The organism is Streptomyces sp. 1222.5, from assembly GCF_900105245.1.
GTDB lineage: Bacteria > Actinomycetota > Actinomycetes > Streptomycetales > Streptomycetaceae > Streptomyces > Streptomyces albidocamelliae.
In genome coordinates this window covers 7,161,737-7,184,349 of sequence record NZ_FNSZ01000001.1, presented here as the reverse complement: position 1 = coordinate 7,184,349, position 22,613 = coordinate 7,161,737, and the positions used below count along the sequence as shown (strand labels likewise).

Sequence of the window (22,613 nt, the reverse complement as noted above, 5' to 3'; positions counted from 1 at the left end):
ACGTCCCGCGCGGGCCCGGCGCCCGCTAGTCTGTCGGATGTTCCCCGCGGCACATTCACGGGGCATGCTGCAACTCGCATCTTCGGGTGCCCCGAACGCCTCGTGAAAAACGCCGACGACATTCGGCCGACCGCTACCGGCGCGTAGAACCAGGTCAGCGGCGAGGTACCGGCTCGGGAATCGGGATGAGCCCCGCAAATCGACGACTCATTAGCGCCTTGCGGGACTTACCGAAATGGGATAGGTGAAACAACGGCCGAACATGCGTCATATAAACTTCGTCCACAAGGCAGAAGGTTGGCGCCCTCGGTCCTGTGTTCCTGCCGCGTTCCTGCCGTCACCACGACGGGCGGCGGGCCGAGCCGCACCCTTTGTTCACCGACCCGGGCCCACACCCCTTTGGCCTTCCGTGAGCAGACAGCGCCGTCCGCCCCACCCCTCCTCGCGCCGCCGCGCCTGTCGACTGAGAGGCGACCCACATGCCGCTTCACGTGCCCCCTGCCCCTGCGCCCGCCCTGCGCTCCGTCCTCACCGCCCTCGGTTCCCCGACCGCGGTCCGGGAGGCCCGCACCCCCTCCCTGCGCGCCGCGCAGGGCCCCGCGACACCCGAACTTCCGCTGCCTGTCCACGTGTTGGACCGCATCACCGCGCAGGGCCTGTCCGCCACCCGACTGGCGGGCTGGCGCTTCCTGATCCGTTGCGGCGACCGGGCCGTCGCCGCCGCGGACACCATGCTCACCCCCGACGGCTGGGCCTTCTCGCACTTCTTCGAGGGCCCGTACGTCACCTCCACCGAGCGCGCACTGGAGCAGGCCGAGGCGCTGCAACAGCCGTACCAGGCACGACTGCTGTCCGTGCCCGGTCTCTACATGCTCACCCTGTGGCTGCACGGCGACTGCGCCGCCGACGGCGCCGACGGCCACCCGGCGGCCACCGACCTGCTCGTCCCGCTGGCACCGGCACCGCCCGGCATACCGACGCACCGGCCCTTTCCGGTCGCCGAGTTGCTGCCGGTGCTGACCCATCGCGCCACTCCTGTCCCGCTGCTCGGCTCACCCGCCTGACCGAGGCCCGCGTACCCCGCTTCCCACCAGGGAAGCGGGGTACGACCGTGTGTGCACATGAGGTACGGCTGCGTAGCCGCGCGCACGGTCGCACCGAGCGGACTAGCCCGTTCTGACCACGGGAAACCACCCGAAGAGGCAGTGCAGTTGGACTGAACCGTCCGCGCGGGTGACACGTCATGAACCTATGAGAAGCGGTGCTGCCAAATCCCTGCGGAACGACGCCCAGAGGGCAACACTGGGACCGACCGACTTATCACCACGGGGGACCGGACATGACCACGACACAGCGAAAGATCCCACCCATGTGCCAGCACCAGCCGCCGTGCCCGCCAGCAGAATCCGCCGACCGGGAGTCCGCCCGCCTCGCGGCGCACCACCCGGAGCAGGGATGGAGTCTGCTGTGCAACGGCGTCCTCCTCTTCGAGGACACCGGTGAGCTGCTGCCCGACGGCCGCATCATCGCTCCGCACCGCCCGCTGGGCGCGGAGCACGTGATGACCGCCGCCTGAGCAGAGCACGAGCGATCCGAGGGGCCGGCCGCACACACTCGGTGCGCACCGGCCCCGACGTGTGTCCGGGTGTGGTCACCGTCCGTAGCCGGAGGTGACCCAGGGCGTGCTCCCATGGTTCAGCCCTTGGTCGCGCCCGCGGTGAGGCCGCCGACGAGCTGGCGCTCGGCGACCGAGTAGAAGGCGAGAGCGGGGACCATGGCGAGCACCAGGTAGGCGAAGACCCGCGCGTACTCCGCCGAGTACTGCCCCTGGAACTGCTGGACGCCGACGGGCAGGGTCCACCAGGTGCCGTCGGTGAACACCAGCAGCGGCAGGAAGAAGTTGTTCCAGCTGGTGACCACGGCGAGGACCGACACCGTGCCGAGCGCGGGCCGGGCCATGGGCAGCAGCACCCGCCAGAAGAACCCGAAGGCGCCGCATCCGTCGAGCGTGGCCGCCTCCTCCAGTTCGCCGGGGATCTGCCGGAAGAATCCGCGCAGGATGATGATCGTCATCGGCAGCCCGAACGCGGCCTGCGGAAGGACCACGCCGATCGGGTTGTCCAGCAGGTCCAGGGAGCGCAGCAGCAGGAACAGCGGCAGGGCGGCCACCGCGAAGGGGAACATCAGCCCCAGTGTGAAGATCGTGAACAGCAACTCCCGTCCGCGGAAGGCGAAACGGGCGAAGGAGAAGGCCGCGAGCGCGGACACGGCGACCACGAGGACGGTCGTCGCCACCGCGATCAGGGTGCTGTTGCCGAGGAGCCGCCAGAAGTCGCCCGAGCCGAGGATGCCGGTGTAGTTGCCGGTCAGCCACCGGTCCGGGAGGCCGAACGGATTGCGGGACAGCTCGTCGGTGGACTTGAAGCCCGACAGCAGGGCGTACGCCATGGGCACGAGCATCACCGCGCCCACCGCGACGAGGATCGCGTGCACCGGCAGGGTCCGTACGGTCTTGCGGCTCACGTGCCGGCTCCCCTCATCGTGGTGGTGGCCCCTTCCAGGTCACGGCGGAGCACGAACCGCTGGTAGGCGAGGGCGAAGACGAGGCAGATGCCGAACATGACCACGCTGATCGCGCTGGCGTAGCCGACCTGGTAGCGCTTGAAGCCGTACTGGAACACGGTCACGGCCATCGTCTCGGAGTGGTGGTCGGGACCGCCCTGGGTCACGACCCACACCAGGTCGAAGAGCTGGACCGATCCGATGACGGACAGGAAGACGCTGATGCGCAGGGTGGGCGCGAGCAGCGGCAGGGTGACGTTGCGGAAGCGCTGCCAGGGGCCCGCGCCGTCGATCAGCGCGGCCTCGGTCAACTCGGCCGGGACCGCCTGGAGTCCGGCCAGGTGGAGCATCGTGTGGAAGCCGAAGTACTTCCAGGTCATGACCAGGAAAAGGGTCGCCATGACGGAGGAGGGTCCGGCGAACCACTCGCCGCCCAGGCCGTCGAGGCCGACCGCGCCGAGGACGTGGTCGGCGAGCCCGTCGCCGGGGGCGAAGACCATGCCGAACAACACGCCGGTGATGGCCTCGGACAGGACGTACGGCGCGAAGAACAGCGTCCGGTAGACAGCCCTCCCACGCAGCCGCTGGTTGAGCAGTACGGCCATGGCCAGGGCGAAGGGCAGCTGAAGGGCGAGCGACAGGACGACCAGGACCAGGCAGCGCCAGAGGTCGCCCAGGAAGACCGGGTCCTCGAACAGTCGGGTGAAGTTGTCGCCGCCGGCATAGTCGGAGGGCATGCCGAAGCCGCCCCAGCGGTAGAAGGCGGCGTACAGCGCGAACAGCATCGGCAGCAGCACCAGTCCGGTGAACAGCACCAGCGCGGGGAGTTGGAAGCCCACGGCGGTGAGCCAGTTCAGCGCGCGCCGCCGTGCCCGCCCGCGGGCCGCGCCCGGTGCCGGCCGGTCGGCGGCGGGGCCGGTCCGCCGGTCCGGAAGGAAGGTGGAGGTCATCGCCGGCTACTGCGCTTCCCCGGCGGTCTTCGTGATCGACTGCGCCACCTGCTCGGGTGTCCTGGACCCGGCGATCAGCGCGGCCACGCTGTCATTGACCTCCTGGCCGACGGCGGGCGCGTAGGCCTGGTCGAGGTAGAGCTGGAAGCCGGTGGCGGCCTTCAACTGGGTCTGTACGGCTTTGAGGTTGCGGTCGCCGAGGGCGCTCTCGGCGGCGGGGACGACCGGCAGTACTCCGGTCCTCCGCACGAGTTCCCGGTCGGTGGTCTCGGAGGCGAAGAACTCCAGGAAGTCGACGGCCGCCTGCGGTGCCCCCCTGCGCAGGGCGTGCCCACCGCCCCCGCCGAACACTTCGGTGATCTTCCCCTGGCCACCCTCGACCTCGGGGAACGGGAAGAAGCCGAGATCCGGTCCGAGTCCCTTGCCCGCGTCGGCCTCGACGACCGGCGCCCACTGGCCCATCAACTCCATCGCGGCCCTGCCGTTGCCGACCGTCGCGGCCTGACCGGTCGGGCTGGAGTAGGCGGCACCGAGGAAACCCTTCTGGAACGGCCGGAGGTCGACCAACTCCTTGAGGTGCCGGCCCGCGTCCACGAAGCCGGGGCCGGTGAAGTCCTTGGTGTCGTCCGCCTTCCGCAGCGCCTCGACGCCGGCGGTGCGCATCGCCAGGTACGCCCAGTAGTACATGCCGGGCCACTTCTCCTTCCCCGCGAGGGCGAGCGGGGTGACGCCGGCGGACTTCAGCTTCCGCACGGCGTCGAGGAAGCCGGCCCAGGTGGTCGGAGGCGTGCCGATCCCGGCCTTCTCGAAGTGCGCCTTGTTGTACCAGAAACCGACCATGCCGATGTCGAACGGGATGCCGTACACCTTGTCGTCCAGCAGGTAGGGCTGCTTGGCGACCGGCAGCAGTCCTGCGGCGAAGTCCTCGGTGCTGTCGGTGAGGTCCTCGACGAGACCGGCCTCGACCTGCTGCGCGAGCACACCGCCGCCCCAGGTGTGGAAGACGTCGGGCAGCTTTCCGGAGGCGATCAGCGCGGTCATCTTCGACTTGTAGGCGTCGTTCTCCAGTTGGACGATCTTGATTCTGACCGTGGGGTGCCGGGCCTCGAACTTCCTGGCGAGGCCGGCCCAGACGGTCTTGGTCGGTTCCGTGGTCGAGATGTTCCACCACTCGACCGTGGTCGTCCCCGAGGACGACCCTCCGTCCGAGTCGCCGCCGCAACCGCTGAGGGCGGTCGCTCCCAGGCCGGCGGCCACGGAGGCCGCCAGAAAACCGCGGCGGGACAGTGCGGGGTCGCCCATTATGCGCTCCTTCGAAACTTTCGGAGTTGCTTCGGAGATGTCCCGACGAGAAAAGCAGGGCCCCTTGCGTGTGGTCCGTAGCAATAGGCCGCAGCCCTGCGATTCGAAACATTCGGACTGAATCCCGAACGTTCCGAACCCGGACTCTAGAAAGGCGGGTGGGGAGCGTCAAGGTGTCACGCACGAGTTGGGTGCAGGCGCTTGCGAGCACACGGAAGGACGGCGACCGATTGCCCCGGATACCCGCTCGAATGTTTCGACCGACGCGCCGATTCCCGCCGCCTCGGGGCGGGTTGCGAAGAGGTCGGCGGTGCCGCCCGCCCCGGACCCTGCCGCCCGGCTGGTCGAATCGCCGCCGTAGGAGTGGGATGGAAGAGGAGCAAGGGTCTCGCGGGCCTCGTGCCCGCGGAGTCGCCCGGTCGGCGCCCGTGCGGAACGAACGGGGGAGTCATGTCCGGTTACGACGCCTCGGCCGCCGCTCGTGTGGTCGTCGGTGTGAACGGCTCTCTGGGCAGCGTCACCGCTCTGCGGCGGGCCACCACGCTCGCCCGCCGGCTGGGAGCCGAACTGTGGCCGGTTCTCGCCTGGGAACCGCCGGGCGGGGACCCGGCCGCACGGCGCTCCCCCGCGGCCGCTCTGCTGGTCGAGGAGTGGCAACGGCTGGCCGGACAGCGACTGGCATCGGTGCTGGACGAGCTCTTCGGGGCGGAGGGCCCCGGTGTGCCGATGCACCCCGTCATCGTCCGCGGCGCCCCGGGCCGGGCGCTGGTCGCGACCGCGGACCGGGACAACGACCTGCTGGTCGTCGGCGCGGGGCGGCGCGGCCTGCAACGCGCCTTCTCCGGCCGGGTCTCCCGGCACTGCCTGGCCCACGCCGGCTGCCCGGTCCTCGCGGTGCCGCCGTCCCCGCTGGAGTCCGAGCTGCTGTCCGTGCACCGGCGCAACACCTGGCATCTGCGCATGGACACCCGGGGTCTGTGAGAGACGCCCGGGAGCTGTGACCGCGTCAAGAACGGCCTCCGGGGCGTCAGGGGGCCGTCAGGGGGCGGTGCGGACGGTTTCCGCCGGGGCCACCACTGTCTACCGTCGAATTCATGAAGCACCGCGACGACCTGCGCCCCCTCGCCGGAGGGGTGGTGCACGACCGCAGCTGGGCCGAGGGCGTGCGCACAGCGGCCCGTTGCTCCGCCGCGCTGTTCGTCCTGCTGCTGTTCGTCGACTGGGCGGCGGGCTCCCTCGACTGGTGGCGCGGCGGCCTGTGGCTGCTGCTGGCGCTGCTCCTGCTCCTCGTCCTGTTCCCGGCCCGGGTGTCGGCCGACGAGGGCTGGCTGGCCAGCCGCCGTCTGTTGCGCACCCGCCGGGTCCGCACCGACCTGCTGGTGACGGTACGCCCGGTGGACGGGGTGACCCGGCGCCTGGTGCTGGGCGACGCCTTCGGCGACCGCATCGAGATCGACCCCGAGGTCCTGATCCGCAATCCCGACCTCTGGTACCGCCTCGACGAGGGCACGCGCAGGTCGGAGACGAACGGAACGCTGCGGCGGGGCACGACAGCCCTGCACAGCCTCGCCCACGACCTCGACCGGGAGACGGCCCTGAGCGTCTTCCGCGCATCGGGCCTGGACTGACCACCCGCGCCCGCCTGGCCCGTCCCGCCGCCGGCCGGCGCGCCACTCCGGGGCGCCACCGAACACCGAGAGCCCGGGCCGACCGACCGTGCTCGGGCGGGGACCCAGGCTCACGGGGCAGTCACCGCCCGATTCACCGACCCCCGAGGACACGGACTGACCCGACCGGACCCGGCCCGATCCCGGAAACCGCCGTACGAGCCGGCCCGTACACCACCGGACCGCCGACAAGCCGACCGCGACCGGCGGACGAGTCCCCCCGCCCGGGAGCGGCACGACAAGCCCCCCGGCACCGGCACCGGCAGCACCGCCCCCAAGATCCCGTAGCCCCCGCACCGCCCGAGGAGCGCCTCTCGCACCCTCACACCGTGAGCCCCCGGCGTCGTAGGACATGACGCTCGGTGTCCGCGCCGGAGTCGGTGCCGTGGTCCGGCACCCGGTCGGCCCTCCGGCGGCCGACCGCCTGCTGCCTCCGCTTCTTGATGCGGTGCGCGCGTCAGGGGGCCATTCTTAACGCAAGATTGACGCCCACGGAGCCCCGATCCGTGGGCCCTGGCGTCACTCTCTGCTTACGCTGGTGCCGCCGTCCGCGTGATGGCCGGAAACCACGGAGCCACACGTCAGGAGCACCCCCATGGTCACGACCGAACGCCCTCCCAGTACCGGCCGCCTGCGCGCCTGGATGCTGGAGGGCCTGTCCGACATGGGCAAGCCGGGTGGCCACACGGGACCGCACGCCGAACCCGAGCCCCCGCACAAGGGGCAGCGCTGGTGGCGGGTGATGTGCCTGACCGGTGTCGACTACTTCTCGACCCTCGGGTACCAGCCGGGCATCGCGGCTCTGGCGGCCGGCCTGCTCTCCCCCATCGCCACCATCGTCCTCGTCATCGTGACCCTGGCCGGCGCCCTGCCGGTCTACCGCCGCGTCTCGGAGGAGAGCCCGCACGGCGAGGGCTCGATCGCGATGCTGGAGCGGCTGCTGTCGTTCTGGCAGGGCAAGCTCTTCGTGCTCACCCTGCTCGGCTTCGCCGCCACGGACTTCCTGATCACCATCACCCTGTCGGCCGCCGACGCCTCCACCCACCTGGTGGAGAACCCGCACCTCACCAGCACCCTCCAGGGGCACCAGATGGTGATCACCCTCATCCTGGTGGCTCTGCTCGGCGCGGTGTTCCTGAAGGGCTTCCTGGAGGCGGTCGGCGTCGCGGTCGCCCTGGTCGGCATCTACCTCGCGCTCAACCTCGTCGTGGTGATCGTCGGCATCTATCACGTCCTCACGGCCGAGCACGTCGTCGCGGACTGGGCGTCCGCCCTGACGGCGGAACACGGCAACGTCTTCGTGATGATCGGCGTGGCCCTGATCGTCTTCCCGAAGCTCGCCCTCGGCCTGTCCGGCTTCGAGACCGGCGTCGCCGTCATGCCGCACGTCCAGGGCGACCCGGGCGACACCGAGGAGCGGCCGACCGGCCGGATCAGGGACACCAAGAAGCTGCTGACGACCGCGGCGCTCATCATGAGCTGCTTCCTGATCACCACCAGTTTCATCACCACCCTGCTGATCCCGGAGAACGAGTTCAAGCCGGGCGGCCAGGCCAACGGCCGTGCGCTCGCCTACCTCGCGCACGAGTACCTCGGTGGCGCGTTCGGCACGGTCTACGACGTCTCGACCATCGCCATCCTGTGGTTCGCGGGCGCGTCCGCCATGGCCGGCCTCCTCAACCTGATGCCGCGCTACCTGCCCCGCTACGGCATGGCCCCGCAGTGGGCGCGCGCGGTGCGCCCGATGGTCATCGTCTTCACGCTGGTCGCCTTCCTGGTGACCTGGATCTTCGACGCCAACGTCGACAAGCAGGGCGGCGCCTACGCCACCGGCGTCCTGGTGCTGATCAGCTCGGCGGCGATCGCCGTGACCATCGCCGCCCGCAAGGCCCGGCAGCGGCACTGGACCGTCGCGTTCGCGGTGATCGCCACGGTGTTCCTCTACACGACCGTGGTGAACGTCATCGAGCGCCCGGACGGTGTGAAGATCGGCGCCTGCTTCATCGTCGGCATCATGCTGGTCTCCTTCCTGTCCCGGCTGGCCCGCGCCTTCGAACTGCGCGTGACCAGCGTGACGCTCGATCCGATGGCGGAACGTTTCATCCGGGACATGGCCAGCCGCAAGATGCGGTTCATCGCGAACGAGCCGGACCGCCGCGACAAGGCCGAGTACCGGGACAAGATCGAGCAGATCCGCGCGGACAACGACATGCCCGAGCAGGAGGACTTCGTCTTCGCCGAGGTCACGGTCACCGACCCGTCCGAGTTCGAGACGTGCATGACCGTACGCGGCGAGGTCCTGCACGGCCGCTACCGCGTGCTGACCCTGGAGCACTCCTCCATCCCCAACGCCCTGGCCGCGCTGCTCCTGCACGCCCGGGACACCACGAGCTGCACCCCGCACATCTACTTCGAGTGGACCGAGGGCACCCCGTTCGCCAACTTCCTGCGGTTCTTCCTGTTCGGTCAGGGCGAGGTCGCCCCGGTCACCCGTGAGGTGCTGCGCGAGGCGGAACCGAACCGCGCGCGCCGGCCGCGCGTGCACACGGGCTGAACCCCGGACGCGCCGGCGGCAACTCCCCCGTCCGGCCCTCTCGTCGTCCCCGAGGGCCAACCCCAGGTCCGCGATGCCCGCCGCCTGGCCCTATCGTGACCGGCATGCAGTCCTACACGATCGGCCAGGCGGCGCGGCTGCTCGGCGTGAGCCCGGACACCGCCCGCCGCTGGGCCGACGCGGGCCGGGTGGCCACCCATCGCGACGAAGCCGGACGCCGTCTCATCGACGGCCAGGACCTCGCCGCGTTCTCGGTCGAACTGGCCAGGACGGGCGGGGGCGAGGAGGACGCCTCCTACACCTCGGTCCGCAACGCCTTCCCCGGGATCGTCACCGCCATCAAGCTCGGTGACGTCGCCGCCCAGGTGGAGATCCAGGCGGGCCCGCACCGGCTGGTGTCGCTGCTGACCCGGGAGGCGGTGGAGGAACTGGGCCTGGAGGTCGGCATGGAGGCCACCGCACGCGTGAAGTCCACCAACGTGCACATCGACCGCGTCTGACCCACCGGGCGCCGCTGGTCGAAGCCCCTCACCGGCACAGCAGCCCGCCCACAGGTCGAGCCGGTCGGCCAGCCGGGACAGGTCGCGCCCCGTCAGCCGCTCGATGCGCTCGACCCGATAGTGCACCGTGTTGACGTGCAGGTGCAGGGCCTGCGCGGTCCGCGCCCAGGATCCGTCGCAGGCGAGGAAGATCTCCAGCGTGTCGATCAGCGCGGCGATCGGCGGCCGTCCGGTGTCCAGCAGCGGGCCGAGGACCTTCGTGCTGAAGGCCCTGCGCACCTCGGCCGGTACCCCGGCGAGGAGGCCGTCGAGGCTGGTCAGCGAGGTCGCGTCGATGAGTTGTGACGTGCCTTTCATGGAGACGTCCGACGCGATCGGGCCGCTGGGCGCCAAATCGATGAGCGAGAGCCCGTTCAACCCGGTCGCCCCCGCCCTCGCCAACGCCCTGCGGGACGCGACGGGCGTACGGTTCACGGAGCTGCCGCTGACGCGTGACCGGGTGTGGCTGGCGCCGGACGCCGCAGAGCCGCCCCGCACGGACCCTCCGGCTCGAAGCGGTACCCCCCGTCCACCCGGATCGCGGTGATCCCGCTGATGTGCCGGGCCCCGCACCTGTCCTGCGGCAGGACCAGCTGAGGCCCCGCGGCGTCCAGCGGGGTGTCGTCGACGGAGACCGCCAGCAGTACGGGCGCGTCGGCGAAGTCCGGGTCGATCTCGGCCCAGGACAGCACCGCGTGGTGGCCGTCGGTGCCGGTGACCGCGATGAGGAACCGCAGCCGGTCCTTGCGCCGCCCCGGATCGAACCCCGGGCCGGCGTCGGCGAGTACGTCGTACAGGCGCGGCCCGGCGAACCGGTGGTGCTGGATGCCACTGGTCGCGCACTCGAAGCTGACCTCCGCACGGTGCTGCGGCCAGCGCAGCAGCTGCGGCACGGTCAGCCGGGCGGGTCGTACCAGATCGCCGGTCAGGGCGAGTTCCGCGAGCGTCACCGTCGACCACCTCCCGCAGCACCGTACCCGCCCGGGAGTGCCGTACAAACGCAGATGCAAGCTACGAACCGTGAGTACGCGGCTCATGCGATGCGACAGGAGACTTACTCCTGGCAGATGCGGCAGTATCATCGGCGCACGGCCGATCGTCTGGACCGGCAGGGCGCGACAGTTGATCCACAGAACCCGAGGAGTAGATCCGTGAAGACCCGTTCCGTGCGCCGGACCCGCCGGATGCTGCAGCTGGCCGGTGCGGGAGCCGCCGCCCTGATGGCACTCAGCGCCTGCTCCTCCTCGTCCGACTCCGACAACGCCACCGACACCTCCGGGAAGTCGGGCACGTCGGCCTCGCCGAAGCTCTCCGGCACGGTCACCGTGTTCGCGGCGGCCTCCCTGAAGGAGAGCTTCACGACGCTGGGCAAGGAGTTCGAGAAGCAGCACCCCGGTACCAAGGTCAGTTTCAACTTCGGCGGCAGCGACGCGCTCGCCGCGAGCATCACCAGCGGCGCCCCGGCGGACGTCTTCGCCGCCGCGAGCCCCAAGACCATGGCGATCGTGACGGACAAGAAGGACGCGGTCGGCACTCCGGCCACCTTCGTCCGCAACCAGCTGGAGATCGCCACCGTGCCGGGCAACCCGCACAAGGTGGCCTCCCTGAAGGACCTCACCAAGTCCGGTCTCAAGGTCGTCCTGTGCGACAGGACGGTGCCGTGCGGCGCCGCCGCGCAGAAGGCCCTCGACGCCAGCGGCCTCGAGCTCACCCCGGTCTCCTACGAGCAGGACGTCAAGGGCGCCCTGAACAAGGTGCAGCTAAAGGAGGCCGACGCGGCCGTCGTCTACAAGACCGACGTGAAGGCCGCGGGTGGCAAGGTGGAGGGCGTGGAGTTCCCCGAGTCGGCCAAGGCCATCAACGACTACCCGATCGCCCTGCTGAAGAACGCCGAGCACGCGCAGACCGCCAAGGCGTTCATCGCCCTCGTGCAGTCCGCCGAGGGCCGGCAGGTGCTGAGCGAGGCCGGGTTCCTCAAGCCGTGACCTCGCTGCACGAACCCGGCGCCGCGGCCGGCCCCCGCACGGGCCGGCCGCGGCGCCGCCGCGCCGGCACGGGGGGCCGGCGCGGGGTGCCCCTGCCACTGCTCCTGCCGGGTGTGCTCGCCCTGGTGTTCCTGCTGCTGCCGCTGCTCGCGCTGCTGCTGCGGGCGCCCTGGCGCAGCCTGCCGGAACAGCTGACCAGCCCCGAGGTGTGGCAGGCGCTGCAGCTGTCCCTGATCACCGCCACCGCCGCCACGGCGGTGAGTCTCGTCCTGGGCGTGCCGCTGGCCTGGCTGCTGGCCCGCACCGAGTTCCCCGGCCGCGGTCTCGTGCGCGCCCTGGTGACGCTCCCCCTGGTCCTGCCTCCCGTGGTCGGCGGTGTGGCCCTGCTCCTGGCCCTCGGCCGCAACGGTGTCGTCGGCCAGTGGCTGGACGCGTGGTTCGGGATCACGCTGCCCTTCACCACCGCGGGCGTGGTGATCGCGGAGGCGTTCGTCGCGATGCCGTTCCTGGTCATCAGCGTCGAGGGCACGCTGCGCGCGGCCGACCCGCGCTACGAGGAGGCGGCCACCACGCTCGGCGCGTCCCGGTTCACCGCGTTCCGCCGGGTCACGCTGCCGCTGATCGCCCCCGGTGTCGCTGCGGGCTCCGTGCTGGCCTGGGCACGCGCCCTCGGCGAGTTCGGCGCCACGATCACTTTCGCCGGCAACTTCCCCGGCCGCACCCAGACCATGCCCCTGGCGGTCTACCTCGCCCTGCAGAACGACCCGGAGGCCGCCATCGCCCTGAGTCTGGTCCTGCTGACCGTGTCCATCGCGGTACTGGCCGGCCTGCGGGACCGTTGGATGACGACATCATGACCAATCCGTTCTCGAAGACAGCGGGCGACGCCGAGCCCACCGGGGAGCGGGACGCTGCACCCGTACGTGAGCCCTCCGCGGCCGCCGCCCCGCCGCAGGAGCCGCCCGCACGTGGCGCCGGTCTGGACGCCCACCTCGTCGTCGACCGTTCCGCCTTCCGCCTGGACGTGGCCCTGACGGCCGTCCCCGGGGAGGTCGTCGCCCTCCTCGGCCCCAACGGCGCGGGCAAGACCACGGCCCTGCGCGCCCTCGCCGGCCTCGTCCCGCTCACCGGCGGACACCTGCGCCTGGACGGCACCGCCTTGGAGCGCACGCCCCCGGAGGACCGTCCGGTCGGCGTCGTCTTCCAGGACTACCTGCTCTTCCCGCACCTGTCCGCGCTGGACAACGTGGCCTTCGGCCCCCGCTGCCAGGGCGTGAGCAAGGCGGAGGCGCGCGCGCAGGCCGCCGCGTGGCTGGAGCGCATGGGGCTCGCCGACCACGCCGCCGCCAAGCCCCGCCGGCTCTCCGGCGGCCAGGCCCAGCGCGTGGCGGTCGCCCGCGCCCTGGCCACCCGCCCCCGGCTGCTGCTGCTGGACGAGCCGCTGGCCGCGCTGGACGCCCGCACCCGCCTGGAGGTCCGCGCCCAGCTCCGCCGCCACCTGGCCGAGTTCGAGGCGGTCGCCGTGCTGGTCACCCACGACCCGCTGGACGCCATGGTGCTCGCGGACCGGCTGGTGGTCGTCGAGCACGGCCGGGTCGTCCAACAGGGCACCCCCTCCGACATCGCCCGTCATCCGCGCACGGACTACATCGCCCAGCTCGTCGGCCTCAACCTCTACCGGGGGCGGGCCGACCGGCACACGGTGCGGCTCGACGCCGGGCCCTCGATCACCACCACGGAGGACCTGTCCGGGCCGGTGTTCGTGGCGTTCCCGCCCTCCGCCGTGACCCTGTTCCGCGACCGGCCCACTGGCGCGAGCGCACGGAACGTGTGGCGCTGCGAGGTCACCGGTCTGGAGACCCACGGCGACCAGATCCGCGCCGACCTCACCGGTGAGCTGCCCCTGGCCGCGGACCTCACCACGGTCGCCGCCGCCGAACTCGGCCTCCATCCGGGTGCACCGGTCTGGGCGACGGTCAAGGCGACGCAGACGCACGCATACCCGGCCTGAACGCCCTCCCCCACTACGGTGAGGGCCCATGACTCTGAGCATCCGCAATCAGCTTCCCGGCACCGTCACCGAAGTGCGGCCGGGTGAGGTCATGGCGACCGTGAAGGTCCGGCTGGCCGGCGGGCAGAACCTCACGGCGGCCATCACGCTGGAGGCCGTCGAGGAGCTCGGCCTCGCCCCGGGCTCCGAGGTGCGCGCCCTGGTGAAGTCGACCGAGGTCGCCCTCGCCACCAGCCGCACCGAGGGCCTGTCGATCCGCAACCAGGTCCCGGGTACGGTCACCCAGCTCCTGCTCGGCGAGGTCATGGCCACCGTGAAGGTCTCCATGGCCGGGGGCGAGCTCACCGCCGCGATCACCAAGGACGCGGCCGGCGACCTCGGGCTCTTCGTGGGCTCCGACGTCATCGCCCTGATCAAGTCCACCGAGGTCGCGCTGGCGACGGCGTAGGAAGCCCGAAGGCCCCGCCCGGAATCCGGGCGGGGCCTTCACCGTCGGTTCGCTCAGTCCTCGTAGGCGTCCAGCGGCGGGCAGGAGCACACCAGGTTGCGGTCGCCGAAGGCCTGGTCGATACGGCGCACCGGCGGCCAGTACTTGTCCGCGGCCGAGACGCCGGCCGGGAAGACGGCATCCTCGCGGCTGTAGGCGTGCGTCCACTCACCGCCGAGCGCCGCAGCGGTGTGCGGGGCGTTGACCAGCGGGTTGTCCTCCGCCGGCCACGCGCCGGCGCCGACCTTCTCGATCTCCGCGCGGATGGCGATCATCGCGTCGCAGAAACGGTCCAGCTCGATGAGGTCCTCCGACTCGGTCGGCTCGATCATCAGCGTGCCGGCCACCGGGAAGGACATCGTCGGCGCGTGGAAGCCGTAGTCGATCAGGCGCTTCGCCACGTCGTCCACGCTGACGCCGGTCGCCTTGGTCAGCGGGCGCAGGTCGATGATGCACTCGTGCGCGACCAGGTTGCCCGGACCGGTGTAGAGAACCGGGAAGTGCGGCTCGAGGCGCTTGGCGACGTAGTTCGCCGAGAGCACGGCGACCTGGGTGGCGCGCTTGAGGCCCTCGCCGCCCATCAGGCGGACGTACGCCCACGAGATGGGGAGGATGCCCGCGCTGCCCCACGGCGCCGCCGAGATCGGGCCGACGCCCGTCTCGGGGCCGGCCGCCGGCTGGAGCGGGTGGTTCGGCAGGTACGGCGCCAGGTGCTCGCGGACCGCGACCGGGCCGACGCCGGGGCCGCCGCCACCGTGCGGGATGCAGAAGGTCTTGTGCAGGTTCAGGTGGGAGACGTCACCGCCGAAGTGACCCGGCTTGGCGAGACCGACCAGCGCGTTGAGGTTGGCGCCGTCGACGTAGACCTGACCGCCGGCCTCGTGCACCTGCGCGCAGATGTCGGCGACGTGCTCCTCGAACACACCGTGCGTCGACGGGTAGGTGATCATCAGCACGGACAGCTCGTCACGGTGCTTCTCGATCTTGGCGCGCAGGTCCTCGACGTCGATCTCGCCGTCGTCGGCGGTCTTGACGACGACGACCTTCATGCCGGCCATCACGGCGCTCGCCGCGTTGGTGCCGTGCGCGGAGGACGGGATGAGGCAGATGGTGCGCTGGTCGTCACCGTTGGCCCGGTGGTAGCCGCGGACGGCCAGCAGACCGGCCAGCTCGCCCTGCGAACCGGCGTTCGGCTGGAGCGAGACCTTGTCGTACCCGGTGACCTCGGCGAGACGATCCTCCAGCTCGCGGATGAGCGTGAGGTAGCCCTCGGCCTGCTCGGCGGGCACGAAGGGGTGCAGCTGGCCGAACTCGGGCCAGGTGACCGGCTCCATCTCGGTGGTCGCGTTGAGCTTCATGGTGCAGGAGCCCAGCGGGATCATGCCGCGGTCGAGCGCGTAGTCGCGGTCGGCGAGCTTGCGCAGGTAGCGCAGCATCGCGGTCTCGGAGCGGTGCTCGTGGAAGACCGGGTGGGTCAAGTAGTCGTCGGTGCGCAGCCGCGCCTCGGGCAGGGTGTCCTCGGCCGTCGCGTCCAGCGCCTCGATGTCGGCGTCCACACCGAAGGCGGACCAGACGGCGGCGAGCTGCGCGCGGTTGGTGGTCTCGTCGCAGGCGACGGAGACGTGGTCGGCGTCGACCGCGCGCACGTTGACCCCGTTGTCCCGGGCAGCGGCGACGACCTCGGCGGCCTTGCCGGGGACGCGCGCGGTGAGCGTGTCGAAGTACGCGCCGTGGACGATCTCGATCCCGCCGCCGCGCAGGCCCGCGGCGAGGAGGGAGGCGTAGCGGTGGGTGCGGCGGGCGATGGTCCGCAGTCCCTCGGGGCCGTGGTAGACGGCGTACATGCCGGCCATCACCGCGAGCAGGACCTGCGCGGTGCAGATGTTGCTGGTGGCCTTCTCACGGCGGATGTGCTGCTCACGCGTCTGGAGCGCGAGGCGGTAGGCCTTGTGGCCGTCGGCGTCGACGGAGACACCGACGAGGCGGCCGGGCAGGCTGCGCGCGAACTTCTCGTGGACGGCCATGTAGCCGGCGTGCGGACCGCCGAAGCCCATGGGCACGCCGAAGCGCTGGGTGGTGCCGACGGCGATGTCCGCGCCGAGCTCGCCCGGCGAGGTCAGCAGGGTCAGGGCCAGCAGGTCGGCGGCGACGGTGACGAGGGCGCCCAGCTCGTGCGCCCGGTCGATGACCGGCTTGAGGTCGCGTACGACTCCGGAGGCGCCCGGGTACTGGAGCAGTACGCCGTTGATCTCACGGGCGGCGATGTCGGCCGGGATGCCGTCGCTGAGGTCGGCGACGACGACCTCGACACCGGTCGGCTCGGCACGGGTCTCGATCACGGCGATCGTCTGCGGCAGCGCGTCCGCGTCGATCAGGAAGAGGCCCTTCTTGTTCTTGCCCATGCGCCGGGACAGCGACATCGCCTCGGCGGCGGCGGTGCCCTCGTCCAGCAGGGAGGCGCCGGAGGTGGGCAGGCCGGTCAGCTCGGCGACCATCGTCTGGAAGTTCAGCAGGGCCTCCAGACGGCCCTGGGAGATCTCCGGCTGGTACGGCGTGTAGGCGGTGTACCAGGCCGGGTTCTCCATGACGTTGCGCAGGATGACCGGCGGGGTGAAGGTGCCGTAGTAACCGAGCCCGATCATGGACCCGAGGACCTGGTTGCGGTCGGCGAGCGAGCGAAGCTCGGCGAGCACCTCGGCCTCGGTGCGGGCCCCCGGCAGGTCCAGCGCGTCGGCGTTCTTGATCACGTCCGGGACCGCGGCGGCGGTCAGGTCGTCGAGGGAGCCGTAGCCGACGTGCGCGAGCATCTTGGCCCGCGCCTCGTGGTCGGGGCCGATGTGGCGCTGCTCGAAGGGAATGCCGGCTTCGAGCTCGGCGAGCGGGGTGCGATGGGCGGTCATTGCGGAGGCCTCCTGGTCTGACGCGACCTTCGAGGGGCACCCCGGTACGGATACCCCGACGGCCTCCCCCTCTGTCATCTCAACCTGAGAGCTTCACCGGACGTCCGTGGACGCCGGCTTTCACCGTCGGTGAGGGCGGACGCCGTCGACATCCGCCCTGCTTTCCAGAGTGACCTCGTCCGTGCGGTACGTGGGCCTGAGAGATTCCGGGGAGGATTTGCTCCTTCGGCGCCTCCGACGGTGGTCGGAGGACTCTCCCGCACGGGGTCAGCAGCCGCTGTCAGCCTACCAGCGAGGTCAACGCCCGGGGCTTCGAGTGGCCGCCTCCTTGAATGTGCTCTTTTGTAGTGCTTACGGATGAGTTGCGACCACGTGGAGGGAGAGGGACCGTGCTGACCGACATCGATCCGCGCAACCTGATCGGCCGCAAGGCGTTCGACCGCAATGGCACCAAGATCGGCACCATCGACGAGGTGTACCTCGACGACGCCACCGGCGTGCCCGAGTGGGCGGCCATACGCACCGGCCTGTTCTCCCGGGACGCCTTCGTCCCCCTGGAGCCCAGCGAACTGATCGAGGGTGCCCTCCGGGTCCCCTTCGAACGCGCGCTCATCAAGGACGCCCCCGACTTCGGCGTCGGCCGCCATCTCTCCCCCGAGCAGGAACTCCAGCTCTACCACCACTACGGCCTCGACGTGGCGCCGCCCCACGCGATCCCCGATCACGACTTCGGCAAGCTGGCAGGCTCGGAAGAACCCTGACCCCGGCACCCTCCCTCTCCTCCACCCATCCGAAAACGTCCGCGGCACCCCGCGCGCCGCACGTCCTCGGCCGCCCGTCCGCGAACGCTCGGCTCCGTCGCGGGCGGTGCACCGGTCGGCAGCACCCTCGCGGTGCCCGCCGGGGCCCGGGGTGGAACCGTGCGTCAGCCGTTGCCCGGCACGGCGACGTGGCCGTCCGCCGTCTCCCCCGGAGTCGCCCGTCCACCGGCGGTCGGCGCGGCGGCTTCTGCCGGGGTCCGGGGCGGAGCCCCGTGGGGAGCACCGCTCGGCGGGGTGGGACGGATGGGCGAGTGGGCCGGGCCCGGGTCCAGGACCAGCGGCAGCGGCTCACCCACCTCGAGCGCGGGATCCCCGACCGAGAACGTCCGCACCCGCCCGGGAGGGGACTGCGGAGTCTCGAACCGAACGGTGACCCGCCCCAGCCCGCTGCCCTGCACCCAGCCGGGCCCGTACTCCGCGTGCCGCACGTCCTGACCCGCGCGCCAGTGCCGCTCGGGGGGCTCCTCCGGCGCCGGCACCACCTCGGCGACGGCGTCCACCGGCGGAGCCTCCACCGCCCCCGAGGACTGCGGCTGCGCCGCCTGCGCGAACAGGTCCTCCTGGGTGTAGTCCGCGAGCCCCGTGACCCCCACACCGAGCAGCCGCACCCCGCCCGTCGTGTCCACCGCCTCCAGCAGCCGCGCGGCCGCCTCCCGGATCACCGCCTGATCGTCCGTCGGCCCCCGCAGCGTCTCGGAACGGGTGAGCGTCGAGAAGTCGTACCGGCGCACCTTGAGCACGATGGTCCGCCCCGACAGCCCGGCACCGCGCAGCCGCCCCACACAGCGGTCGGCCAGCCGCTGCACCTCGAGCCCCACCCGCAGCCGGTCGTGGATGTCCACGTCGTAGGTGTCCTCGACCGACACCGACTTGGCCTCCCGCTCGGCCACCACGGGCCGATCGTCGTGCGCCAGGGCCATCGCGTACAGCGCGTGCCCGTGCGCCTTGCCGAGCAGCCGGACCAGCTCGTCCTCCCCCGCCTCGGCCAGCTCCTCGACCGTGGTGATCCCGGCTCTGCGCAGATGGTCCCCGGTGGCCGGCCCGACCCCCGGCAGCGTCCGGACCGTCATCGGCGCCAGCAGTGCCCGCTCGGTCCCCGGCTCGATGAGCACAAGGCCGTCCGGCTTGGCCTGCTCGGAGGCGATCTTCGCGAGCATCTTGGAGGCGGCGAGCCCCACCGACCCGGTGAGCCCGGTGGCCGCCCGGATGTCCGCGCGCAGCTTCACCCCGGCCAGCCGCGCCGACTCCTCGTCCCAGGCCGTCCCCCCGGCCTCCAGATCCACGAACGCCTCGTCCAGGCTGAGCGGCTCCACCAGCGGCGACAGCTCACGCAGCAGCGCCATCACCTGCTCGCTGATCGACCGGTACACGGTGAAGCGCGGCACCAGATAGGCGGCGTTGGGGGCCCTTCGGCGCGCCTGCGCCATGGGCATCGCCGAGTTGACCCCGAACACCCGGGCCTCGTACGACGCGGTCGCCACCACCCCGCGCGGTCCGAGCCCGCCCACGACGACCGCCTTCCCGCGCAGGCTCGGCTTGGACGCCTGCTCCACCGAGGCGAAGAAGGCATCCATGTCGAGATGCAGGATCGTGGGCGCGTTTCTCACATCTCCGATGCTGCACCACGGCACTGACAATGCGGGTGCGCCCGAGGCGCACCCGCCCGGCGAGGAGGTCAGACCGCGCGGTTGCGGCGCCGCGCCAGCTCGTCCGCGGGGTTGTGACCGACGAGGGTCTCGCCTGTGTCGACGCGCTCACCGTGCAGCTGGGAGAGCGCGCTTTCCACGTCCCGCCACACCACGCCGACCGCGATCCCGAAGATGCCCTGACCGCCCTGGAGCAGGGCATGGACCTCGTCCGGCGAGGTGCACTCGTACACGGTCGCCCCGTCGCTCATCAGCGTCATCCGCTCCAGGTCGCGGAAACCGCGTTCCCGCAGGTGCTGGACGGCCGTGCGGATGTTCTGCAGCGAGACACCCGTGTCGAGGAACCGCTTGACGATCTTCAGGACGACGACGTCCCGGAAGCTGTACAGACGCTGTGTGCCCGACCCGTACGCGGGCCGCACACTCGGCTCGACGAGGCCGGTACGGGCCCAGTAGTCGAGCTGCCGGTAGGTGATGCCGGCGGCCGCGCAGGCCGTGGGCCCGCGGTAGCCGATCTCCTCGGACGTCATGGACGCCGCCCCTCCGCCGTTCGGCACCGCCGTCGGTCGCTGCTGAGCGTTGTCGACCGCGCTGCCGGAATGGGGATGACCCCTGTTCGAACGCAGCTGAGAGCTCGGGGGAGGGTACGGACCGCTCTCCCCCAGACCGTGTCCGGGGGCACCCCCAGCCGTACCGTCGCCGCTCGTTCTCACGCCGACCTCCGTCCTTGACCTGCCTTCTCGACGGTAGGCAGTCACCAGGGGTGCGTCAACGATCGCCACACTCGGCACGCCGAGTGATAATCACCCTAGGAGTGGTTTTCCGTGCCCCACCGCGGGGAAAGGCTAGCCGAATGCGCTCGCGCCGGGCCGTAGGACGCTCTCAATGGCCGGTGGCATTTGCCCCCGAGCCAGGACGCACACACCAGGTGGCCGGCCCTCGTTCCGCCGGCCACCGCGTCCGCCGCTCACTGGCTGCTGGTGCCGAAGTCCTCGGGCGAGATCTGGTCGAGGAACTCGCGGAACTTCTCCACCTCGTCCTCCTGCTCGTCCGGAATGGCGATACCCGCGTCGTCCAGCACCGTGTCACTGCCGTAGATCGGCGTCCCGGTGCGCAGGGCCAGCGCTATGGCATCGGAGGGACGGGCACTGACCTCGACGCCGCTGGCGAAGACCAGCTCCGCGTAGAAGACGCCTTCCCGCAGATCGGTGATGCGCACCTCGGTCAGCTCCTGGCCGACGGCCTCCAGCACGTCCTTGAACAGATCGTGGGTCAGCGGTCGCGCGGGCGCCATGCCCTGCTGGGCGAAAGCGATCGCCGTCGCCTCCCCCGGTCCGATCCAGATGGGGAGGTAACGGTCGCCCCCCACTTCGCGCAGGAGCACGATCGGTTGGTTGGAGGGCATTTCGACCCGGACACCTACGACATCGAGCTCGTTCACACAGCAACCCTAGGCCGTGCCCGGGATGTTTGGGTAGTCGGGCCGGGAACAGGTGGCCGATCCGGCCGCCCCCGGCACTCCGCCTCAGGGCAGCCGCACACCGAGGGCGGTATGCACCAGAGCCGCGTGCAGCCGCACCGTGAGCGCCGCCAGCTCCTTCGTGCGGGCTTCGGCATGTGCCCTGGTCTGCGGATTGCGGTGCCGCCTGAGCGGGGCCACCACCTGGTCGACGAGGCCGGCCTCCCGGTCGGCGGCGGCCTTCATCACCCGGAGGTGACGCGGTTCGATGCCGAACCGGCCCAGCTCGGCGACGAGCGCGGCCACGGTGACGGCCTCGGCCTCGTACGCCCCGTCCTCCAGCGGAGCTAGGAGCCCGTAGGACTCCCACTCCTTCAGCTCGCCCTCGTCGATGTCCGCCGCCGCGAGCAGCTCGGCCCGGCCGACCCGGGCCACCGTGGGTCCCTCGGTCCGCACGGGCACGTCGTCCCCGGTGCGCTGCCGCCCTACCAGGGGCAGCGGGACGGCCTCACCCCGCTCCATCGCGTCGAGGTGCTCGCGGATCACCTTGAGCGGCAGATAGTGGTCCCGCTGCATCCGCAGGACATGGCCGAGGCGCTCGACGTCCCCGGCGCTGAACTTGCGGTACCCCGACGGGGTCCGCTGCGGCTCCACGAGCCCCTCGGCCTCCAGGAAACGGATCTTGGAGATGGTGACCTCGGGGAACTCGTCGTGCAACGCGCTCAGCACTGCGCCGATGCTCATCAGCCCGCTGTCCCTGGCGGCGGTACCGCTTCCGGCACCGCCGCTCGGTGTGTGAAGCATGGACCTTCCCTGGGGTTCCCCCCGGACGCCGGTCCGGGGGCGGGTCAGATGCCCTGCCGGCTCGCGTAGAACACCAGCCGGTACTTGCCGATCTGCACCTCGTCACCGTTCGACAGGGCGACCTGGTCGATCCGCTCCCGGTTGACGTACGTGCCGTTCAGGCTGCCCACGTCGGCCACGGTGAACGAGCCGTCCGGGGAGCGCCGGAACTCCACGTGCCGACGGGAGACCGTCACGTCGTCCAGGAAGATGTCGCTCTGCGGGTGGCGTCCGGCCGTGGTCAGGTCGCTGTCCAGCAGGAAGCGGCTGCCCGAGTTCGGACCGCGGCGCACCACCAGCAGCGCCGAGCCCAGCGGCAGCGCGTCCACCGCGGCCTGCGCCTCGGGCGACAGCATCGGCAGCGGGGTCTGGCCGGTCGCCTCCGCCTCGTAGGCCTCGATACCCGAGATCGAGATCGTGGACGTCGTCTCGGAGGCGCGCTCGGGCGCCACACCGGGACGCAGCGGCGCACCGCAGTTGGAGCAGAAGCGAGCGTTCTCCGCGTTGCGGTTACCGCACCTCGTACACACCAGGGCCGACATCGACGGATCCTCCTGCCGCGGCTGCCCACCCGGGGCGTTGGACGCGTACGGACCGGAGGTAAACCCTCCACCCGCACCTGAGGTTGACGGTTGCCCGAAACCTATGCCGCCGGACTGGGCAGGGTCAACAGACGCCGCGCCCTGACCACCCGAAATGTCACCGCCCGGACCAGCGACCTGGTCACGGAACAGCGGGCGCTGTCCTTCCTGGTCAGGCTGGGCGCGATGGCGAGCGGTCGCGTTGTCGCTGCCCTCTCGCGCGCTCTTGCCGAACAACTTCGCAAACAACTTCACGGGCGATTCCCCTTGACCGAAACAGACCCGCCCGTGGGGCAGGACGAACCC

21 protein-coding genes, 2 pseudogenes and 1 riboswitch are annotated in these 22,613 nt (G+C 71.3%); of the genes and pseudogenes, 12 read left to right on the top strand and 11 right to left on the bottom strand.

What is annotated here, in order from left to right; translation table 11 throughout:
* Positions 1–479: 479 nt before the first annotated feature.
* Positions 480–1,064 (top strand): hypothetical protein, encoded by a 585-nt coding sequence (locus BLW57_RS32560; RefSeq protein ID WP_093479306.1) that lies wholly within the window; start codon positions 480–482, stop codon positions 1,062–1,064.
* A gap of 305 nt (positions 1,065–1,369) precedes the next feature.
* Complete coding sequence (locus BLW57_RS32555; RefSeq protein WP_093479305.1) at positions 1,370–1,576, top strand: DUF5999 family protein; 207 nt, start codon at positions 1,370–1,372, stop codon at positions 1,574–1,576.
* 119 nt (positions 1,577–1,695) lie between these two features.
* On the opposite strand, the gene BLW57_RS32550 is transcribed toward BLW57_RS32555, so the two are convergent.
* The 3 genes from BLW57_RS32550 to BLW57_RS32540 are packed head-to-tail and all read right to left on the bottom strand — an operon-like array spanning position 1,696 to position 4,814.
* Positions 1,696–2,460, bottom strand: a complete 765-nt coding sequence (locus tag BLW57_RS32550) for a carbohydrate ABC transporter permease (RefSeq protein ID WP_093480998.1) — start codon at positions 2,458–2,460, stop codon at positions 1,696–1,698.
* A 59-nt stretch (positions 2,461–2,519) separates the two neighbouring features.
* The gene (locus tag BLW57_RS32545) at positions 2,520–3,512 is read right to left on the bottom strand and encodes a carbohydrate ABC transporter permease (protein WP_093479304.1); all 993 of its coding nucleotides are present in this window, start codon (positions 3,510–3,512) and stop codon (positions 2,520–2,522) included.
* A gap of 6 nt (positions 3,513–3,518) precedes the next feature.
* Positions 3,519–4,814: an extracellular solute-binding protein gene (locus tag BLW57_RS32540; RefSeq protein ID WP_093479303.1), complete on the bottom strand. Its 1,296-nt coding sequence runs from the start codon at positions 4,812–4,814 to the stop codon at positions 3,519–3,521.
* A gap of 450 nt (positions 4,815–5,264) precedes the next feature.
* Between BLW57_RS32540 and BLW57_RS32535 the strand changes: the two genes are divergently transcribed.
* The 4 genes from BLW57_RS32535 (at position 5,265) to BLW57_RS32520 (ending at position 9,535) form a co-directional block, all read left to right on the top strand.
* On the top strand, positions 5,265–5,795 hold the full coding sequence (locus BLW57_RS32535; protein WP_093479302.1) for a universal stress protein: 531 nt from the start codon (positions 5,265–5,267) through the stop codon (positions 5,793–5,795).
* A 113-nt stretch (positions 5,796–5,908) separates the two neighbouring features.
* The gene (locus BLW57_RS32530; RefSeq protein WP_093479301.1) at positions 5,909–6,442 is read left to right on the top strand and encodes a hypothetical protein; all 534 of its coding nucleotides are present in this window, start codon (positions 5,909–5,911) and stop codon (positions 6,440–6,442) included.
* 634 nt (positions 6,443–7,076) lie between these two features.
* Positions 7,077–9,035: an APC family permease gene (locus BLW57_RS32525; protein ID WP_093479300.1), complete on the top strand. Its 1,959-nt coding sequence runs from the start codon at positions 7,077–7,079 to the stop codon at positions 9,033–9,035.
* A gap of 104 nt (positions 9,036–9,139) precedes the next feature.
* On the top strand, positions 9,140–9,535 hold the full coding sequence (locus BLW57_RS32520; protein ID WP_073895242.1) for a TOBE domain-containing protein: 396 nt from the start codon (positions 9,140–9,142) through the stop codon (positions 9,533–9,535).
* Between the two features lie 99 nt (positions 9,536–9,634).
* On the opposite strand, the pseudogene BLW57_RS32515 reads toward BLW57_RS32520, so the two are convergent.
* Positions 9,635–9,892: pseudogene (locus tag BLW57_RS32515) on the bottom strand (helix-turn-helix domain-containing protein); the annotation flags it as partial.
* Here BLW57_RS32515 and BLW57_RS42595 point away from each other — a divergent pair.
* Positions 9,810–10,121 (top strand): annotated as a pseudogene (locus BLW57_RS42595) (hypothetical protein); the annotation flags it as partial. The pseudogenes BLW57_RS32515 and BLW57_RS42595 overlap by 83 nt on opposite strands.
* Here BLW57_RS42595 and BLW57_RS32505 read toward each other — a convergent pair.
* The gene (locus tag BLW57_RS32505) at positions 10,006–10,524 is read right to left on the bottom strand and encodes a molybdopterin-dependent oxidoreductase (protein WP_256339636.1); all 519 of its coding nucleotides are present in this window, start codon (positions 10,522–10,524) and stop codon (positions 10,006–10,008) included. The pseudogene BLW57_RS42595 and the gene BLW57_RS32505 overlap by 116 nt on opposite strands.
* A gap of 234 nt (positions 10,525–10,758) precedes the next feature.
* Here BLW57_RS32505 and modA point away from each other — a divergent pair, with 234 nt between their 5' ends.
* The 4 genes from modA to BLW57_RS32485 are packed head-to-tail and all read left to right on the top strand — an operon-like array spanning position 10,759 to position 14,018.
* Entirely contained in the window at positions 10,759–11,559 is an 801-nt protein-coding gene (modA, locus tag BLW57_RS32500; protein WP_256339857.1) for a molybdate ABC transporter substrate-binding protein, read from the top strand.
* Entirely contained in the window at positions 11,556–12,416 is an 861-nt protein-coding gene (locus BLW57_RS32495; protein ID WP_093479298.1) for an ABC transporter permease, read from the top strand. The genes modA and BLW57_RS32495 overlap by 4 nt, the downstream gene beginning before the upstream one ends.
* Positions 12,413–13,570, top strand: a complete 1,158-nt coding sequence (locus tag BLW57_RS32490; protein ID WP_093479297.1) for an ABC transporter ATP-binding protein — start codon at positions 12,413–12,415, stop codon at positions 13,568–13,570. Before BLW57_RS32495 ends, BLW57_RS32490 begins: the two co-directional genes overlap by 4 nt.
* A 28-nt stretch (positions 13,571–13,598) precedes the next feature.
* Positions 13,599–14,018, top strand: coding sequence for a TOBE domain-containing protein (locus BLW57_RS32485; RefSeq protein ID WP_093479296.1), 420 nt, complete (start codon positions 13,599–13,601; stop codon positions 14,016–14,018).
* 53 nt (positions 14,019–14,071) lie between these two features.
* Here the strand turns inward: BLW57_RS32485 and gcvP are convergent, their stop codons facing one another.
* On the bottom strand, positions 14,072–16,957 hold the full coding sequence (gene gcvP / locus BLW57_RS32480; RefSeq protein ID WP_093479295.1) for an aminomethyl-transferring glycine dehydrogenase: 2,886 nt from the start codon (positions 16,955–16,957) through the stop codon (positions 14,072–14,074).
* Positions 16,958–17,131: 174 nt separating this feature from the next.
* A riboswitch (glycine riboswitch) is annotated at positions 17,132–17,227 on the bottom strand.
* Positions 17,228–17,346: 119 nt separating this feature from the next.
* Between gcvP and BLW57_RS32475 the strand changes: the two genes are divergently transcribed.
* Positions 17,347–17,718, top strand: a complete 372-nt coding sequence (locus BLW57_RS32475) for a PRC-barrel domain-containing protein (RefSeq protein WP_176985801.1) — start codon at positions 17,347–17,349, stop codon at positions 17,716–17,718.
* 164 nt (positions 17,719–17,882) lie between these two features.
* Here BLW57_RS32475 and BLW57_RS32470 read toward each other — a convergent pair whose 3' ends face one another.
* From BLW57_RS32470 to BLW57_RS32450, 5 genes are all read right to left on the bottom strand, one after another.
* Complete coding sequence (locus tag BLW57_RS32470; RefSeq protein ID WP_093479293.1) at positions 17,883–19,385, bottom strand: DNA polymerase IV; 1,503 nt, start codon at positions 19,383–19,385, stop codon at positions 17,883–17,885.
* Positions 19,386–19,453: 68 nt separating this feature from the next.
* Positions 19,454–20,137 (bottom strand): MerR family transcriptional regulator, encoded by a 684-nt coding sequence (locus BLW57_RS32465; RefSeq protein ID WP_176985800.1) that lies wholly within the window; start codon positions 20,135–20,137, stop codon positions 19,454–19,456.
* A 254-nt stretch (positions 20,138–20,391) separates the two neighbouring features.
* The gene (locus BLW57_RS32460) at positions 20,392–20,865 is read right to left on the bottom strand and encodes a bifunctional nuclease family protein (protein ID WP_026253112.1); all 474 of its coding nucleotides are present in this window, start codon (positions 20,863–20,865) and stop codon (positions 20,392–20,394) included.
* 84 nt (positions 20,866–20,949) lie between these two features.
* Positions 20,950–21,687 carry a transcriptional regulator FtsR gene (locus BLW57_RS32455; protein ID WP_093479292.1) on the bottom strand — a complete coding sequence of 246 codons (738 nt, stop codon included), beginning with the start codon at positions 21,685–21,687 and terminating at the stop codon, positions 20,950–20,952.
* Between the two features lie 44 nt (positions 21,688–21,731).
* Positions 21,732–22,562, bottom strand: a complete 831-nt coding sequence (locus tag BLW57_RS32450) for an FHA domain-containing protein (RefSeq protein ID WP_180361916.1) — start codon at positions 22,560–22,562, stop codon at positions 21,732–21,734.
* Positions 22,563–22,613: the final 51 nt, after the last annotated feature.

Coding starts and splice junctions, on each gene's coding strand:
- BLW57_RS32550 (WP_093480998.1), bottom strand. CDS start 2,460: ATGCTCGTGCCCATGGCGTACGCCCTGCTGTCGGGCTTCAAGTCCACC.
- modA (WP_256339857.1), top strand. CDS start 10,759: ATGCTGCAGCTGGCCGGTGCGGGAGCCGCCGCCCTGATGGCACTCAGC.
- BLW57_RS32520 (WP_073895242.1), top strand. CDS start 9,140: ATGCAGTCCTACACGATCGGCCAGGCGGCGCGGCTGCTCGGCGTGAGC.
- gcvP (WP_093479295.1), bottom strand. CDS start 16,957: ATGACCGCCCATCGCACCCCGCTCGCCGAGCTCGAAGCCGGCATTCCC.
- BLW57_RS32540 (WP_093479303.1), bottom strand. CDS start 4,814: ATGGGCGACCCCGCACTGTCCCGCCGCGGTTTTCTGGCGGCCTCCGTG.
- BLW57_RS32490 (WP_093479297.1), top strand. CDS start 12,413: ATGACCAATCCGTTCTCGAAGACAGCGGGCGACGCCGAGCCCACCGGG.
- BLW57_RS32555 (WP_093479305.1), top strand. CDS start 1,370: ATGTGCCAGCACCAGCCGCCGTGCCCGCCAGCAGAATCCGCCGACCGG.
- BLW57_RS32485 (WP_093479296.1), top strand. CDS start 13,599: ATGACTCTGAGCATCCGCAATCAGCTTCCCGGCACCGTCACCGAAGTG.
- BLW57_RS32545 (WP_093479304.1), bottom strand. CDS start 3,512: ATGACCTCCACCTTCCTTCCGGACCGGCGGACCGGCCCCGCCGCCGAC.
- BLW57_RS32525 (WP_093479300.1), top strand. CDS start 7,077: ATGGTCACGACCGAACGCCCTCCCAGTACCGGCCGCCTGCGCGCCTGG.
- BLW57_RS32535 (WP_093479302.1), top strand. CDS start 5,265: ATGTCCGGTTACGACGCCTCGGCCGCCGCTCGTGTGGTCGTCGGTGTG.
- BLW57_RS32560 (WP_093479306.1), top strand. CDS start 480: ATGCCGCTTCACGTGCCCCCTGCCCCTGCGCCCGCCCTGCGCTCCGTC.
- BLW57_RS32455 (WP_093479292.1), bottom strand. CDS start 21,687: ATGCTTCACACACCGAGCGGCGGTGCCGGAAGCGGTACCGCCGCCAGG.
- BLW57_RS32530 (WP_093479301.1), top strand. CDS start 5,909: ATGAAGCACCGCGACGACCTGCGCCCCCTCGCCGGAGGGGTGGTGCAC.